Origin of the sequence: Sutterella sp. AM11-39 (assembly GCF_003472385.1) — a bacterium.
Classification (GTDB): domain Bacteria; phylum Pseudomonadota; class Gammaproteobacteria; order Burkholderiales; family Burkholderiaceae_F; genus Duodenibacillus; species Duodenibacillus intestinigallinarum.
In genome coordinates this window covers 119,619-136,275 of the sequence record NZ_QRLV01000001.1, presented here as the reverse complement: position 1 = coordinate 136,275, position 16,657 = coordinate 119,619, and the positions used below count along the sequence as shown (strand labels likewise).

The following is a 16,657-nucleotide window of genomic DNA, read 5'->3' as shown; positions in this document are numbered from 1 at the left end:
TCTGAAACGAGACGAGCAAACCAAAAAACGCGAACATGCGGCGTTAAAGCGTGCCGCGTCCCGCAGTGCGGGAGCCATTTTAGCGAGTCTCAGAGAAGTTTCATTTGCTTCGCGCGGTAGACGGCTTCAGTACGGGAGTGCACGTCAAGTTTGCGATAGATGTTTGCGGCGTGGGTGCTTACGGTTGATTTTGAGATAACCAGAATGTGGCTGATTTGAGAAAACGAAATGCCTTCGGCCAGAAGTCGCAGTGTGTCGAGTTCCCGAGCAGTAAGAGGATGTTTTTCGGGCATCTGTTGGCGCTGATTTTCCCGACTTTGTAGGGATCGCAATACTGTACTGGCGACGGCGGGACTGGCGGGCGAGCCGCCTGCCTGTAACACACGCAGGCAGGAGCACAGGTTCGTTGTTTTGTCGGAAAACAAAACATAGCCGTTGGCGCCACTTGTGATGGTTTGCATAACGATGTTGGCATCTTCGCAGTCGGAGGCCGCCAGAACCAAACAGTCAGGGTTGCGTTTTTGCGCGAAGCGGATGATGTCGGCGGGATTTCCGTCGGGCAGCATGCTGTTGGTGACGATGAAGTCGACCGGAAGGCGAGACAGAAAGGCCACGGCTTGGCGCTTGTTGCGCACGGCACAAAGGACTTCGAACGTTCCGTCACGAGAAACGTCCATACTATGTACCTTGCGCCAGTAAGAGTCCGGTTCGACGATCAGAACGGTGTGAACCTGTGTTTTGCCAGGCGGGTTGCTGAAGGTGCTCATCATGTTAGACAAGGTGTGCCTGCAGTTTTTCGGTGTCAACGGCAAAGCTACGGATGCCGGCGGCGAGCTTTTCGCTAGCAACGGCACTCATGGCAAGCGCAAGCAGAAAGTCGGGTTCCGAAATTGAGATCGGAGCGCTCTGCTCCAGTTCTTCGGTCGTGAGCGTGGGGAGCACCTGGGCAAAGGATGAGTCGAGTTCGTTCAGAAGCTTGGGCGAAATCGTGAGAAGGTCGCATCCGGCAAGAGCGAGGATTTCGCCTTTGTTTCTGAAGGATGCGCCCATAATTTGCGTCTTGCTGCCGGCTGCCTTCAGTCGCTTGTAGATGGCGGTCACGGATTGCACGCCAGGATCCTTGAGGCCGCTGTTGGCGGCTTCGTCCCAGCAGGCGCCTTCGGCGGCCTTGAACCAGTCGTAAATGCGGCCGACAAAGGGACTGATGAGGGTTGCTGAGGCTTGGGCGGCGGCTTCTGCCTGCGCTGTGCAGAAGATAAGCGTCATGTTGCAGTGAATGCCTTCTGCTTCGAGCACGCGGGCCGCTTCGCATCCTTGCCAAGTGGCGGCGATTTTGATGAGAATGCGTTCGCGAGAGATGCCCATGGCTTCGTACAGACCGATGATGCGGCGCGCCTTGGCGATCGTGGCATTGGTGTCAAAGCTCAGGCGGGCATCGACCTCGGTGGACACGCGCCCGGGAATGTGTTCGAGAATGGCTGCGCCAAAGCCGGTAAGCACTCGGTCGATTCGTGCTTCGGCCGGTTCGTTGACGGAGCGGGCCGCTTCAAGAATATGCGTGTATTTTCCGCCCGTTGCAGCCTTCAGAATGAGCGAAGGGTTGGTGGTGGCTTCCGTGGGCTTGAGTTGCGCAATGGCATCAATGTCGCCCGTATCGGCAACGACCACGGTCATGGATTTGAGCTGCTCGAGTTCGCTTGCTTGCTGCATCGCTTGACCTTCTGAGAAAAAAGTCGAAATCGGCTCGGAGGTCGGCTCGAAAACGTCGGACGATTTCAATGCGCAAAAGCAGCGTAGAAGCATGCTTGAACCGATGATTTTGCAGGACGATTTCGTCCGATACAGCCTTGCCTCCAAGGTATAATGGATCAATTTTAGCCTGAGCTCCGGGAACTCTAAACCTCAGGCAAAACGTTTTGTCCCGGAAAATTTCCTGCGTTCGCTAACGGACGGGGAAATTGCCGGGACAGGCACAGATCCAATCGAGTCAGTTCAAGAACAAAGATAGGGAGGAACCTTGAGTCTGATTATCACAGATGCTCGTCCGCAAGCAGCCCTCGTGCTTGCCGACGGCGAAGTCTTTCTCGGACGCGGATTCGGTGCTTCGGGAAGCGTGACGGCCGAAGTTGTGTTCAACACGGCCATGACGGGCTATCAGGAAATCGTGACCGATCCGAGCTATACGGGTCAAATTGTCACGCTCACGTACCCGCATATCGGCAATGTCGGCGTCAATGCCCAGGATGAGGAAAGCGCCGCGGTCTGCGCCGCCGGCCTCATTATTCGCAGCGAAAGCCCGGTGGTGAGCAATTTCCGTTCCGAACAGAGTCTTTCAGATTATCTGCGTGCAGCAGGCGTTGTTGGTCTTTGCGACATTGACACCCGCAAGCTCACTCGCATCCTGCGAACCAAGGGTGCTCAGGCCGGCACGATCGTGGTGGCTGCAAACGGGACGCTCACGCCCGAGGAAATTGAGTCGGCTGCACGATCCGCCGCTCAGTGGGGCTCTATGGTAGGGCGAGATCTTGCAAGCGAAGTCACTTGCAAGGCTCCGTACGAATTCAAGGAAGGCACCTGGACGCTTACCGCCAACGACGGCACGCCTGGCTTTAAGAAGCTTCAGAACCCGACCTACAAGGTTGTGGCCTATGACTTCGGTGTCAAGCGCAATATTCTGCGCCTGATGGTTGACCGCGGCATTGAACTTACCGTTGTGCCTGCTCGCACGCCCGTAGAGGAAGTGCTCGCCATGAATCCCGATGGCGTGTTCCTGTCGAACGGCCCCGGCGATCCCGAGCCCTGCACTTACGCCATTGAAGCGGCCCGCGAATGCCTCAAGCGTCGCATTCCGCTTTTCGGCATCTGCCTTGGTCACCAGATCATGGGCTTGGCATCCGGCGGCAAGACGCTCAAGATGAAGTTTGGTCACCACGGTGCCAACCATCCTGTGCTCGACAAACAGACCGGCCGCGTGAACATCACGAGCCAGAACCACGGCTTTGCGGTTGATGCCGATACGCTTCCGGACAACGTCGAAGTCACGCACGTCAGTCTGTTCGACGGGTCTCTGCAGGGCATGCGATTTATCGATGCCCCCGCCATGAGCTTCCAGGGACATCCGGAAGCCTCTCCCGGTCCGCATGACATAGAGACGCTCTTTGACAAGTTTGTCGAGCTGATGAAAAGCGCTCGAGCGTAAAGTCGCATCAAAGCTCTAGAGAAAGAAGCAGCATTATGAATGCAGTTGATCACGTCAAGTCCGCTCTTACAGAGGCGCAAAGTGCGCTCGCCGCTTTGATTGAAAATGAGGCGACGCTTGAGTCCATCGCTCAGGCCGCACACGCTATTGCCGAAAGCCAGCGTCAGGGAGGCGCCGTCTATTCCTGCGGCAACGGCGGCAGTCTATGCGACGCCATGCACTTTGCCGAAGAGATGACGGGACGTTATCGCCAAAACCGCAAACCTTATCGGGCGGCGGCCATTTCCGACGTCTCGCACATGGCCTGCGTCGGCAACGACTACGGTTACGAGCACGTGTTCTCGCGCTGGATCGAAGCAATGGGAACTGAAAAGGACGTGCTCGTTGCTATCACCACTTCGGGAACGAGCAAGAACATCGTGGCGGCTGCCAAGGCGGCGAAGGCCAAAGGTATGACCGTGGTGGCTTTGACCGGCAAAGCCGGTTCTCCAATCACCGACGAGGCCGACATCGCTGTGGTGACGCCGGCGGGGCGTTGGGCCGACCGCGTTCAGGAGCTGCACATCAAAGTGATCCACATTCTGATCGAACTCATCGAGCGTGAGCTCGATGCTCAGAACTACAACGAAGGCGCGTAAGACATGCCTAAACGTACAGACATCAAAACAATCATGATCCTCGGGGCCGGTCCGATCATCATCGGGCAGGCCTGCGAGTTTGACTACTCGGGTGCTCAGGCCTGCAAGGCCCTCAAGGAAGAGGGCTATCGCGTGGTTCTCGTCAACTCCAATCCGGCCACCATCATGACTGATCCGGTGATGGCCGACGCTACCTACATCGAACCCCTGAACTGGAAGGTGCTCGAGCGCATCATCGCCAAGGAAAAGCCTGATGCGATTCTGCCGACCATGGGCGGCCAGACGGCTTTGAACCTCGCGATGGACTTAAACCGCGAGGGCATTCTGGAGAAGTACGGAGTGGAGCTGATCGGCGCCAAGCCAGACGTGATCGATAAGGCCGAAGACCGCCAGCGCTTCAAGGAGGCAATGGAAAAGATCGGTCTGGAATCGGCTCGTTCCGGCATTGCCTATTCCATGGCCGAAGCTCTGGAAGTGCAGCAGCGTGTGGGATTCCCTGCCGTGATTCGCCCGTCCTTTACTCTGGGCGGCTCCGGCGGCGGCATTGCATACAACATGCAGGAATTCGTGGAAATCTGCGAGCGCGGTTTGGCGCTTTCGCCCACGCACGAACTGCTCATTGAAGAGTCGCTTCTAGGCTGGAAAGAGTACGAGATGGAAGTCGTGCGCGATAAGGCCGATAACTGCATCATCATCTGCTCGATCGAAAACCTTGACCCGATGGGCATTCACACGGGTGACTCAATCACGGTTGCACCGGCTCAGACGCTCACCGATCGCGAATATCAGCTGCTGCGCGACGCTTCCATTGCCGTGCTGAGAGAAATTGGCGTGGACACCGGCGGCTCTAATGTTCAGTTTGCCGTCAATCCGAAGAACGGACGTCTGATCGTCATCGAAATGAATCCGCGCGTGTCGCGTTCCTCGGCCCTTGCTTCCAAGGCCACGGGCTTTCCGATTGCCAAGATCGCTGCCAAGCTTGCCGTGGGCTATACGCTCGACGAGCTCAAAAACGACATCACGGGCGGCGCAACGCCTGCGTCCTTCGAACCCACGATTGACTACGTAGTCACCAAGGTGCCGCGTTTTGCTTTCGAGAAGTTCCCCCAGGCAAACGATCGTCTGACTACCCAGATGAAGTCCGTGGGCGAAGTGATGGCTATCGGCTCGACCTTCCAGGAATCCTTCCAGAAGGCTCTGCGCGGTCTGGAAACAGGCAAGGATGGCTTTACGCCGATTTCGAGTGATCGCGAAGAGATCGTGCATGAAATCAGCGAAGCCGGTCCCGAACGCATCTTCTACGTGGCCGATGCCTTCCGCATCGGCATGACGCTCGACGAAGTGCATCAAATGACCGACATCGACATGTGGTTCCTGGTGCAGATCAAGGAACTTGTCGATATCGAAAAGCGCGTGGCTCAGGTCAAGCTCGAAGACTTAACCAAGGAAGAAATGCTCTTCCTGAAGAAGAAAGGCTTCTCGGACAAGCGCTTGGCAAATGTGCTCGGCGTCAAGGAAGCCAACGTTCGCCATCGTCGCCATGAACTCAACGTACATCCGGTCTACAAGCGCGTCGATACGTGCGCGGCCGAATTCGAAACCCGCACGGCTTACATGTATTCGACCTATCAGGATGAATGCGAAGCCATGCCTACCGACCGCAGAAAGATCATGGTTCTTGGCGGTGGTCCGAACCGTATCGGTCAGGGCATCGAATTTGACTACTGCTGCGTGCATGCAGCCATGGCACTGCGCGAAGACGGCTACGAAACGATCATGGTCAACTGCAACCCCGAGACCGTTTCGACCGACTATGACACGTCCGATCGTCTGTATTTCGAACCGGTGACGCTCGAAGACGTGCTGGAAATCTGCCGCATCGAGAAACCTGAAGGCGTGATCGTGCAGTACGGCGGTCAGACGCCGCTCAAGATCTGCCGCGCGCTCGAAGCAGAAGGCGTCAAGATCATCGGCACCAGTACGGACGCCATCGACTGTGCTGAAGACCGCGAACGCTTCCAGAAGCTCATCAATGAGCTGGGGCTGCGCCAGCCTCCCAACGCCACCTGCCACACACAGGAAGCGGCTCTTGAAGCCGCCGAACGCATCGGCTATCCGATCGTCGTTCGCCCGAGCTACGTGCTCGGCGGCCGCGCCATGGACATCGTGCACAATGCCAAGGAATTGACGCGCTACATGCACGAAGCCATTGTGGTGAGCGAAGACAGCCCCGTGTTGCTCGATCACTTCCTGGACGATGCCGTGGAAATGGACGTTGATGCCGTGTGCGATGGCAAAGAAGTGCGCATCGGAGGCCTGATGCAGCACGTCGAAGCCGCGGGCGTGCATTCGGGTGACTCGGCTTGCTCGCTGCCTCCCTACAGCCTGCGACAGGATATTCTGGACGAAGTGCGCCGCGAAACGACGCTGATGGCCAAGGCCTTGGGCGTAGTGGGTCTGATGAACGTGCAGTTCGCCATCAAAGGCGCTGTGACGGAAAACCCGCTCGTGTACGTGCTCGAAGTCAATCCGCGTGCCTCCCGCACGGTTCCGTTCGTGTCCAAGGCTACGGGCGAGCCGCTTGCGAAGATCGCAGCTCGCTGCATGGTCGGCAAGAGTTTTGCCGAACAGGGTGCCAAGGTGGAAGTGACGCCTTCTCGCATCTGCGTGAAGGAGGCTGTGTTCCCGTTTGCCAAGTTCCTGGGTGTTGATCCGGTGTTGGGACCGGAAATGCGTTCCACGGGCGAGGTGATGGGCGTGGGCAAGACTTTCGGCGAAGCGCTCTTTAAGAGCCAGCTCGGTTCGGGTTCGGTTCTGCCTCCGGCGGGCACCGTCTTTATCTCCGTGCGTGATGAAGACAAGCCGCGCGCCATTGTGGTGGCTTCCGAACTTCTCGACAAAGGCTACAGCCTGGTGGCAACCCGCGGCACTGCCGCCGCGCTTGTGAAGGCCGGCATCCCTTGCAAGGTGGTCAACAAGGTATCTGAAGGCCGTCCGAGCGTGATTGACAAGATCAAGAACCACGAGATTCAGTTGGTGATCACTACGAGTAACGAATCCCGCGGTGAAATCAGTGACGCTCGTGACATCCGCATGGCGGCTTTGGCCAATCGTGTGACCTACTACACGACGATTGCCGGCGGCCGCGCCGCTGTCGAGGGCATCAAACACTTGTCGGATGCGCAGGTCTGCTCACTTCAGGAAATGTACGCTGAAGCGACCAAGGCCTAACGCTCCTCGTAAAACGTAACAAAGCCTGTCCATGGTGCCGGACTCTTCACCGAAGACTCCGGCACCATGTAAAATTGCGCCCTTCTGAGAAGGGCAAAATTCTTTTTTCAAGTCAAAACAAAGATATGCAACAGCGAATTCCGATTACCGCCGCCGGGGCCGAGAAGTTGAAGGCAGAACTCGACGAACTCAAGCGCGTCAAGCGTCCGGCCGTTGTTCAGGCGATTGCCGAAGCGCGTGAAAAGGGTGACCTTTCCGAAAACGCCGAGTACGATGCCGCCAAGGAAATGCAGGGCCATATTGAAGGTCGCATTGCCGAGCTCGAAGGCAAGATCCCCGCGTTGCAGATCATTGATCCGAAGACGCTGCAGGCGGGCGACCGTATTGTGTTTGGCGCAACGGTCGAACTTGAAGACGAAGACGGCAAGGTCAACGTCTACCAGATCGTTGGCGACGACGAAGCCGATATCAAGGAAAACCGCATTTCGATTTCCAGCCCTGTGGCCCGCAGCCTGATCGGCAAGTACGAGGGCGACGAGGTGACGTGTCCGGCGCCGAAGGGATTGATTCACTACGCGATCGTGTCGGTGAAGTACATCTGATTGAAGACGGAAGATTTGACGGCAAAACGAGCGCTGAGGAAGAGATTCCAAGGCGCTCTTGTTGTTTGGTAGGCGGCAATTTTGTGCTTAACTCACTTTCTTTCGGTCGGTAACCGATACGGATAGCGTTGCCGCAAGAACCTTTTCATGAAAGGCTCTGTCAAATCTGATACGTGACGGCTGGCTAAACTACTTCGGAGCTGCCTTGTTGTCGTACCGTGGGCTTGGTAGAGGAATCTGGCGAGTGTGCAAAGAGTGGCCAAAAACAGAATACGTAGCTGATCGAGTCGACAATTTGTTCAAGGTGGTTGTGCGAAGACCGGTGATTGTCATCTGGTGCGGCGCTCTCTTTCACTAACGTCAGGATTTTGCTATCCTCAGAAAATATGTCTACCAAATAACCGGCGCAAAGCCAATTGCTGCCGGCTTGTATGCAAGATCAACCGCAAACAGAAGAAACAACCGCATCCGAAGAACCAGGTTTTTTTGACAAACTGCGTTCCTTTTTCAAGAAAGAACCCACGACGGCCGAGGAATTTTCCAAGACCTTGAAGCGCGCGCACGGGCAAAAGATCATTGATACCGAAGCGTTCACCATGATGGAAGGCGCCCTTAAAGTGGGGCATCTTTGCGCTTCCGATCTGATGGTCCCCCGCGCTCAGATCGAAGCGGTGGATTTAGAAGAACCCAGAGAGGTCTGGCTTCCCAAGGTCATCAGCCGCGGACACTCCCGCTTTCCCGTCATCGAAGGCGATCTGGACGAGGTCAAGGGCGTATTGCACGCAAAGGACTTGCTGCGTCTGTTTGTGGATCCTTCGTATGACATTCGAGCCCACCTTCGACCGGCCCGATTTATTCCCGAAACCCAACCTTTGAACGTCGTCCTGCGTGACTTCCGCATCACGCGTAATCACATGGCTTTGGTGATTGACGAGTTTGGTTCTGTCTCAGGTCTGATCACGATTGAAGACGTTATCGAGCAAATCGTTGGGGAAATCGCCGACGAATTCGACAATATCAATCTCGGCAAAGACAACATTACGCCGGTCGATAACGAGCGCTGGCGCGTGAAGGCGGAGACGTATCTCGATCAGTTCAATGATTTCTTCGGCGTGCACCTGGAAGATGACTATTGCGAGACGGTGGGCGGCCTGGTGAGCGATCGACTCGAACATGTTCCTCACCGCGGTGAAAGCGTTGAAATTGACGGTTTCCGCTTCAAGGTGCTTACCGCCGACGAACGTCAGGCCCATCTCTTTCTTGTCGAGCGTTTGGTTTCGGCGGCACGCACGGACGAGACGAAAAGCATCGAGTCGGCTGCATGACGTTTTTAACCACTCTCACCTCGGGGCGTACGGGTACTGTGCTTCGCTATGTTGCCGTGGCGCTTGCGGGCGCCTTGGGCAGCATCGCTTTTTCCGTGCCGGCGGCCAATTGGTTCCTGTTGGTATCTCTGGCCGTGTTGTTTTTAGTGACAGTGCAGCCCGGTAGCAAGAAAGAAGGCTTTTTGTTCGGCTGGCTCTGGGGCATCGTCTTTTTCTCCGTGGGACTGCGCTGGTGCTACGGCTCGCTTCATGATCACGGGCAGCTCAGCATGATGCTGTCGGTCACGGCCATTGTTCTTTTGGGGGCAGTGCTCGCCTGCTTTATCGGTTGTGTGACTGGAATCACGCGTGTGCTGCCGGTGTCGAGGCGACTCAAGCTCATCGTCCTGCTGCCGGTGCTGTGGTCGATATTTGAACTGCTGCGGGGTGTGGAGCCTGCAGGTTTCGGCTGGCTTTCCGTCGGTTACGCTTACTCATCGGATTTTTTCGGGGCCTGGGCGCCGATTGCGGGTGTCTACGGTGTGGGCTTCGCAGTTGTTCTGACGGTTGGCTTTGCCGTTGAATTGCTTTTTCCGCATGAAGACAAGAAACCGTGGCTCAAGACGGTCGACGCAATCGTTCTGGGCGCTCTGGCAATGGTAACGCTTGTGCTCAACGACGTGACCTACAGCGAACCAGGCTCAAGACTTGAAGTGCGTCTGGTGCAGCCCGATCTGCCGGTTGCGATGAGTTACACGCAGTCGACGGCAGTCAAGCGCATCGATCGCGCAGTAGCTATGAGCAGCCGCTCTGCCATGGGAAAACAGCTTGATCTGATCGTGTGGCCCGAAAGTACGATCGCGACGCCTTTGCGCAACGGACTGGATGTCCCGGCGCTTGCCGCCGTAGATGTGGCTGCAAAGACCGGCGCTTCCGTGGTATTCAATGCTTTTTATCGGGAAGGCCCTGGCCGCTACTACAACGGTATGTGGATGGCCGCCGATAAAAACAAGCCCGCGCAGCTCTTCTATCGCAAGCATCATCTCGTGCCATTCGGAGAATTCGTGCCCGCCGGATTTCGATGGTTTGTGGATGCACTGGGCATTCCGATGGCCGATCAGCTCAGAGGGCCTGTTGGAGGCGAGCCGTTTGAAGTTTCCGGTGTGAGCGGCGCGGCGGGCATCTGCTACGAAAACATGTTCGGCGAGGAGCTGCGCCATGCCTGGGATCAAGCCAATCCGAGCTTCATTCTCAATACAGCCAATCTCGGGTGGTTTAGTGAGGCCGTGCTGCCTCAGTTCACGGGCATGAGCGCCATGAGAGCCCGCGAGACCGCGCGCCCATTAATTCAGGCCGTTCAGAACGCTCACTCTGCGTTGATCGGCCCCGACGGAAAAATCGAACGGTTGGCTTCGGCAGGCGCCCAGAATATGGATCTGACGCTTGTAACGGCGACGGGGAAGCCCACGCCCTTTGTACGCTTCGGTCTTTGGCCGTTGATTGGCCTTCTGGTACTTTTGATGGCTGGGGTCTTGGCGCTTGCACGGCGTGAAAACCGTTCGCATCAAGCGTAATTAACGGTGTTCCTTGTCCGATGACGAGGCGTCGCGTCAGCAACGCGGCTCGTGGCTGTTTTTCTTTTCGGTCTCCTTTTCGGGCTGCCCGTCGTAGCGCACGATTCTCCATCCCTTGTACCAACAGAGCATACGAACAAGCACGATGAAGAGCGTGGCCGTCATCAACGCGGCAAATTCCGAAGTGCCGGCCGCGTGCAGTCCGATATAGAGCCAGCCGCCCACAAAGGCGGCGGAGGCGTATGGCAACTGATCGGACATCACCATCGGCAGCCTGTTGAGAAATACGTCGCGAAGAAGCCCTCCGAATACACCCGTGCATACGCCCATCAGGACGGCGGGAAGATAGGGAAGATCGTAGGTCAGAGAAAGCGAGGTGCCGCCTGCGGTGAAAAATCCCAGCCCGACGGCATCAAGCCATACGAGAAGTCTTTGATGCAGTTTGTCCTCAAAGTGCCGTAGGACGGATGGCGCAAAGACCGACAGGGCCAACGTCGCCCAGATGTACTCTTGGTTGGCGATCCAATACATGGGACGGTTGCCGATGATGAGATCGCGCACGATTCCGCCGCCGAACGCGGTGACAAAGGTGACGACGAAGACGCCGACAGGGTCGATTTTCTTTTCTTTGGCGGCCAAAAGTCCCGAGAGGGCGAAGGAGACAATGCCGACGGAGTCGGTGAAGACCAGAAGACTGGATTGCATAGGCGAAATCGGGGCGGTTCGAACCAGGACCGGTTTGTCCGACGAAATCAGAGACTCGCTTTGATTCTATACGGAACAGGGCGGTCTAAGCGCTGACACGATTTGTTTTTTCGCCGTTAATCGGGGAGGCTTTTTGGGCGAGCGGACTGTTTGCGTCAAAAGGCAGACAGTCCGTCGTCCTGAAAGTCCCGCGTCAAGCCTGAGGCCCGTTTTGAGAGGAGGCGTTGAGCGAAGCCGGAATTTCCACGGTGAAGGTCGAGCCTTCGCCGAGCCGGCTTTCGATGTGCATTGTGGCGTTGAGATGAATGAGCACGTGTTTGACGATAGCTAACCCCAGACCGGTGCCGCCTGTGTCGCGTGAACGTGATTTGTCAACTCGGTAGAAGCGTTCTGTTAGTCTCGGAATGTCTTTTTCGGCAATGCCGATGCCGTTGTCGGTGACGCTTATAGCAATGGCGCCGTTTTCCTTGATTCTACCCGTCAGCTTGATGGTGCCGCCTGAAGGTGAATAACGCACGGCGTTGGTCATGAGGTTGACGACGGCGCTGCGAAGTTCATCGGGCCAGCCGTGTACGGATATGCCGGCGTCAATGTCGGTTTCCACCGTGTGCGTCTTGACGGCCATGACGCGAATCTCTTCGGCAATTGTGCTGAGCATGGCCGAGAGGTTGATGATTTCGGACGGCTTGGTCTGTTCTTCGTTTTCAAGGCGCGAAAGCGTGAGCAGATCGTTGATGAGTCGCTGCATGCGGCCGGCCTGCTCGCGCATGAGCTGCAGGTGAGATGCCTGAAGCTCGAGTTTGGTCGGGACCTTTTCGTCAATGCCGTGCAGGGCCATGTCGAGAAAACCCGAGAGCACCGTAAGCGGTGTTCTCAGTTCGTGCGAGACGTTGGCAACGAAGTCGCGCCGCATCGCGTCGAGTCGTTCCTGTTCGGTCACGTCGCGGGCAATCAGGATGCGCGTTTTGCGATCGACATCAACGAGGCGGATTTCGTGGGCCGTATTTGGTGTTTTGGTTCGCAGGATGTAAGAAGAGGCAAAGTTGCCGGACTTGATGTAGTTTCGCAGCCCTTCGTCGGAAATGAAGGCAAGAAGGTGGCGACCGACGTCGTCTTCACCCTGTATGCCGAAGATTTTTTCGGCGACATCGTTGCACCACGTCACCGACCAGTCGGATTTCACAAGTACGATGCCTTCGGGCAATGCGGCAAGCGTCTTGCGGTAGCGTGCTTCACGTTCGGTCAAGCGCCGCGTGTTCTTTTCGAGCTGTCTGCGGCTCTTGGAAATGCGGTAGAAGATTTCACTCCAGATCCCCGAACGTACTGACGGCGTATCGGGAAGTCCCGGCTCTTCGAGCCATTGCGCGAGCAGCACGATGTAGTTGAGATGCATGAAGATCTCAAGAAAAAGCCCGAGAATCAACAGGCCGAAGCCCCAGATGGGATCGGCAAGTCCCGCAATGCCCAGACAGAGGCAGCAGAGCAGGATGAGCCGGAATATGACCGGCGCCATTAGTTTCAGACGCTTAACCATGGCGAAATCACTTTCAGACGGCGTCGTTGGCGCGGTAACCCAGACCGCGGACGGTTTCGACCAGAGAGGCCGCAGCTGTGCCTGCTAGTTGCTTGCGCAGGCGAAGAATATGAACGTCGACGGTGCGCTCGTCGAGCTCGGTTGAGTCGTCCCATACTCGCGACAGGAGCTGAGCCCGCGAATAGACGCGACCAGGCGACGAGGCGAGCACCAGCAACATCTTGAATTCGATCACGCCGAGCTTGATTGGTTCTCCTTCGACCTTGGCCGAGAAGCGGGCTTCGTTGATAGTAAGCGGCCCGCAGGTGACTGTTTTTTCGGCTTCCGTTCCGCCGCGACGCAAAACGGCGCGCATGCGAGCGATGAGTTCGCGCGGCGAGAAGGGCTTGACGACGTAGTCGTCGGCGCCGGCATCAAGTCCCGCGACCTTGTCGCTTTCGGTGCCGCGGGCTGTGAGCATGATCACAGGTACGGCGGCGTAGCGCTCGTCGCGCTTGAGTTTATCGAGCCACTGCAGGCCCGAAAGATCGGGAAGCATCCAGTCCAGAAGGATCAGGTGGACGCGGTTTTGGGAAAGAAGGTCACTAGCTTCCTTAACGCTGCCGGCGCGCAGCACGGCGTAGCCGGATGATTCGCAGGCAAAGCCGATCAGTTCTCGGATTGCCGGTTCGTCTTCAACAACAAGAATGGTCTCAGCCATGGTCAATTGGTTCCTAAGGCGCGCTCGCGCGCGCATGTGCGTATGTTTGTTTATGTGTGCGTATGTCGACGGATGTTTTCTTCAGAAGAAAATTATGTCGGATTCGTGACAAAGCCGTGACAAGAACGAAAAATTCGCGAAATCGGCATAAAACAAAAGAGATTCGCGCTGTATCAAGTGCTGTAAGTACGTATCAGAGTTGCGCTAACGCAAAAGAAAGGCTATTTGATTTCTCCTATGGCAAAAAAATCCGTTTTTTGTGAAATTTGGAAATTTCTCTGTAAAAACAAAGGGTTGCACTTTTGTATAGTAGTTTCTAGGCATTGACTTGAGACAAAAGTAAGGGTTTATACCGAACTCGCGATCGCCTTCTTCGGTCTAAATTAAGCACTGAGACGTTGAAACAGTTTGTTTCAACGCTGCAGTGCGTGACGTGTGGACTTTGGACGCAACCAGGGGCTGCCCGTTCTCAGCGAAGAAAAATTTCAAATGGAGAGCTGTTATGGCAGATAAGAAATCCTCCGTATGGACCAGCTTGCCGATGCAGATGATGTTCGGTCTGGTGCTGGGTGTGGTTGTCGGTGCGTTTACCAACCCCGAATTCGCGCAGACCTGGTTCCGTCCGCTGGGCGACTTGTTCATTCGTTTGATCCGCATGGTGGTCGTTCCCCTGGTGTTCGCCACCCTGGTTGCCGGTGCCGCCGGCATTAGTGACGTTTCGAAGCTCGGCCGCGTTGCCGTTCGTACGTTGGTGCTCTTCATGGTCACGTCGGCCATCTCTGTGGTGTTCGGTCTCGTGATCGCCAACCTGATTGACCCGGGCGTGGGTGTGACGCTTTCGACCGAAGGCCTGAAGGCCGCTCAGGTCAATGCTCCGAGCTTTGTGAAGACGTTGCTTGAAATCGTCCCGATCAATCCGATGGAAGCCTTTGCCAAGGGCTCGATCCTTCAGATCATCTTCTTTGCCATCATGTTCGGTTTCTGCCTGAACGCGATGGGAGAGAAGGGGCGTGCGATGTACGAGTTCTTTGACGTCATGGGCCACATCATGATCCGCATGACCAACATCGTGATGCGCTACGCTCCGATCGGTGTGTTCGGTTTGATGGCCGCCGTCGTCGCTCAGCACGGTATCGCGGTTCTTCTGCCGTTGGGCAAGCTCATCCTCGCGAGCTTCATCGCTACGGCTCTGTTGGTCATCATCATCTACATCCCGTGGGTTAAGTTCTGGATCCGTATCCCGCTTGGCCAGTACTTCAAGGGTATTTTCGAACCCTGGCTTATCGCATTCACGACCTGCTCGTCGGCCGCCGCTATGGCTGCTAACCTCGTTGCTTCCCGTCGTCTGGGTGCTACCAACGCCATTGCTTCGTTTGCTGTGCCGCTGGGCAACACGATCAACATGAACGGTACCGCCGTCTACATGGGTGTGACTGCAGTGTTCGCCGCTCAGATTTACGGTCTGCCGCTTACCTTCTCGGATCAGGTGATTGTGGTTCTGACGGGTGTTCTCGCCGCTATCGGTACCGCCGGTGTTCCGGGCGCTGGCCTGATCATGTCGACTCTGGTCTTCACGCAGATTGGCATCCCGCTGGAAGTCGTTGCTCTGATTGCCGGCGTGGACCGTGTCCTTGACATGATCCGTACGTCCATCAACGTGGTCGGCGACTCGACGACCGCTCTGGCAGTCTCTCGTATGGAAGGTGAACTCGGCTCCGAACCCTTCGACGAAGAAGAAGTGAAGTAATCGCGTTCGGTCAGCCGCTCGGGCTCCCAAAGTCGGGAGCCCGGCAATCTCAAGGTCCGTGGGTTCATTGCGACTCGCGGCCTTTTTTCTTGTCCGGAGAGATTTGGACAATCAGGCAAAAACTTGAGCTTTTCAGGTGGTTGACTGAATTTGGGGTGCGCTATTCTCACCGTGCAACTAGGCCGGAATGACGGCGTTATGAATTTTCTGTGAGGTGTTGACCATGCATTCCTTTGAACTTTATATGCCCACGCGTCTTGTCTACGGTGCCGACAGCATCGAGAAGCTGGCAGCAGCTGCCGCTCCTTACGGCAAACGAGTGCTGATCACCTACGGCGGCGGCAGTGTGGTTCGTAGCGGCCTGCTTGACCGTGTCAAGAAGGCGCTGACCGGTTTTGAAGTGGTGGAGTTCTCCGGCATCGAACCCAATCCTCGCGTGACCTCTGTCAACGCCGCAGCCAAACTGGCCCGTGAACAGAAGGCCGACTTTATTGTGGCCGTGGGCGGCGGCTCTGTGATTGACGCTTCCAAGGCAATTGCCGCTGCCGTCAAGTACGATGGCGACGCCTGGGATCTCGTCAAGGACGGCAGCCTAATCAAGGACGCTCTGCCGCTCTTTTCGGTGCTCACGCTCGCGGCAACCGGCAGCGAATACGATGCGCCGGGTGTGATCAGCAATATGGACACCAACGAAAAGCAGGCGATATCTTCTCCGTTGCTTTTTCCGAAGGCTTCTTTCTGCGATCCGTCTGTCAGCGCAAGCGTTCCGGCATGGCACACCGCTGCGGGTGCCGCCGACATCATGTCGCACACGTTTGAGCAGTATCTGGTAATCGAAGGCAACGACGTCAGCGACGGTTTCTGCGAAACGATTCTCAAGACCGTGATCAAGAACGCACCGATTTGCATCAAGGACCCGACCAATCTCGAGTCACGCTCCGCAATGATGCTCGCGAGTTCCTTCGGCTGTTGTGGTCTGCTTGCGATCGGAAATATGCCTTCACCGTGGCCGTGCCACGCTATTGAACACGAAATTTCGGCCTGGCATGACATCACGCACGGCGTGGGTTTGGCAATCATTACGCCGCACTGGATGCGCTACAGCCTGAACGAAAAGACGGCGCCCCGCTTTGCGCAGTATGCCGTTAACGTTTGGGGCATGGATCCCAAGGGCGATGTGATGGAGTTAGCTAATGCTGCCATTGATAAAACCGCTGAGTTCTTTGCGTCCATCGGTATTCCGCAGCGACTGAGCGAAGTGGGTGTGGATGATTCGCATTTTGAAGCGATGGCTGATCACATTCCGACGTGCTGGTGGCCGTTGTCCGGTGCTTTGCGTCCGATCGACAAGGCCGGCGTGATCGAGATTCTGCGAGCTTCGCTCTGATCTGAGCCAATCCAAACAAAGCGGCCCGGGAGGAAA

General features: G+C 56.4%; 13 protein-coding genes. 8 read left to right on the top strand and 5 right to left on the bottom strand.

Features of this window, described 5'->3' with window-relative positions:
• Nucleotides 1–89: 89 nt before the first annotated feature.
• Together DW133_RS00645 and DW133_RS00640 are read right to left on the bottom strand one after the other, a co-directional pair.
• Nucleotides 90–677: a response regulator transcription factor gene (locus tag DW133_RS00645; protein ID WP_199588766.1), complete on the bottom strand. Its 588-nt coding sequence runs from the start codon at nucleotides 675–677 to the stop codon at nucleotides 90–92.
• A gap of 94 nt (nucleotides 678–771) precedes the next feature.
• Nucleotides 772–1,710 carry a transaldolase family protein gene (locus DW133_RS00640; protein WP_118274651.1) on the bottom strand — a complete coding sequence of 313 codons (939 nt, stop codon included), beginning with the start codon at nucleotides 1,708–1,710 and terminating at the stop codon, nucleotides 772–774.
• A 307-nt stretch (nucleotides 1,711–2,017) separates the two neighbouring features.
• Here DW133_RS00640 and carA point away from each other — a divergent pair, with 307 nt between their 5' ends.
• The 6 genes from carA (at nucleotide 2,018) to lnt (ending at nucleotide 10,548) form a co-directional block, all read left to right on the top strand.
• Nucleotides 2,018–3,199: a glutamine-hydrolyzing carbamoyl-phosphate synthase small subunit gene (carA, locus tag DW133_RS00635; protein ID WP_118274213.1), complete on the top strand. Its 1,182-nt coding sequence runs from the start codon at nucleotides 2,018–2,020 to the stop codon at nucleotides 3,197–3,199.
• A 35-nt stretch (nucleotides 3,200–3,234) separates the two neighbouring features.
• Nucleotides 3,235–3,837 (top strand): SIS domain-containing protein, encoded by a 603-nt coding sequence (locus tag DW133_RS00630; RefSeq protein WP_118274211.1) that lies wholly within the window; start codon nucleotides 3,235–3,237, stop codon nucleotides 3,835–3,837.
• Between the two features lie 3 nt (nucleotides 3,838–3,840).
• On the top strand, nucleotides 3,841–7,068 hold the full coding sequence (gene carB, locus DW133_RS00625; protein WP_118274209.1) for a carbamoyl-phosphate synthase large subunit: 3,228 nt from the start codon (nucleotides 3,841–3,843) through the stop codon (nucleotides 7,066–7,068).
• A gap of 125 nt (nucleotides 7,069–7,193) precedes the next feature.
• Nucleotides 7,194–7,670, top strand: coding sequence for a transcription elongation factor GreA (gene greA, locus DW133_RS00620; protein WP_118274207.1), 477 nt, complete (start codon nucleotides 7,194–7,196; stop codon nucleotides 7,668–7,670).
• 431 nt (nucleotides 7,671–8,101) lie between these two features.
• Nucleotides 8,102–8,995 carry an HlyC/CorC family transporter gene (locus DW133_RS00615; protein ID WP_118274205.1) on the top strand — a complete coding sequence of 298 codons (894 nt, stop codon included), beginning with the start codon at nucleotides 8,102–8,104 and terminating at the stop codon, nucleotides 8,993–8,995.
• Nucleotides 8,992–10,548: an apolipoprotein N-acyltransferase gene (lnt, locus tag DW133_RS00610; protein WP_118274203.1), complete on the top strand. Its 1,557-nt coding sequence runs from the start codon at nucleotides 8,992–8,994 to the stop codon at nucleotides 10,546–10,548. Before DW133_RS00615 ends, lnt begins: the two co-directional genes overlap by 4 nt.
• Before the next feature lie 36 nt (nucleotides 10,549–10,584).
• Here lnt and DW133_RS00605 read toward each other — a convergent pair whose 3' ends face one another.
• The 3 genes from DW133_RS00605 to DW133_RS00595 form a co-directional block, all read right to left on the bottom strand.
• Nucleotides 10,585–11,253, bottom strand: coding sequence for a trimeric intracellular cation channel family protein (locus DW133_RS00605; protein WP_118274201.1), 669 nt, complete (start codon nucleotides 11,251–11,253; stop codon nucleotides 10,585–10,587).
• Nucleotides 11,254–11,446: 193 nt separating this feature from the next.
• Nucleotides 11,447–12,787: a phosphate regulon sensor histidine kinase PhoR gene (gene phoR / locus DW133_RS00600; protein ID WP_118274199.1), complete on the bottom strand. Its 1,341-nt coding sequence runs from the start codon at nucleotides 12,785–12,787 to the stop codon at nucleotides 11,447–11,449.
• A 13-nt stretch (nucleotides 12,788–12,800) separates the two neighbouring features.
• A complete protein-coding gene (locus DW133_RS00595; protein WP_118274197.1) occupies nucleotides 12,801–13,487 on the bottom strand; it encodes a response regulator in 687 nt (228 codons plus the stop codon).
• 502 nt (nucleotides 13,488–13,989) lie between these two features.
• Between DW133_RS00595 and DW133_RS00590 the strand changes: the two genes are divergently transcribed.
• Together DW133_RS00590 and DW133_RS00585 are read left to right on the top strand one after the other, a co-directional pair.
• Entirely contained in the window at nucleotides 13,990–15,234 is a 1,245-nt protein-coding gene (locus DW133_RS00590) for a dicarboxylate/amino acid:cation symporter (protein WP_118274195.1), read from the top strand.
• Nucleotides 15,235–15,457: 223 nt separating this feature from the next.
• Nucleotides 15,458–16,621, top strand: a complete 1,164-nt coding sequence (locus DW133_RS00585) for an iron-containing alcohol dehydrogenase (protein WP_118274193.1) — start codon at nucleotides 15,458–15,460, stop codon at nucleotides 16,619–16,621.
• Nucleotides 16,622–16,657 lie beyond the last annotated feature (36 nt).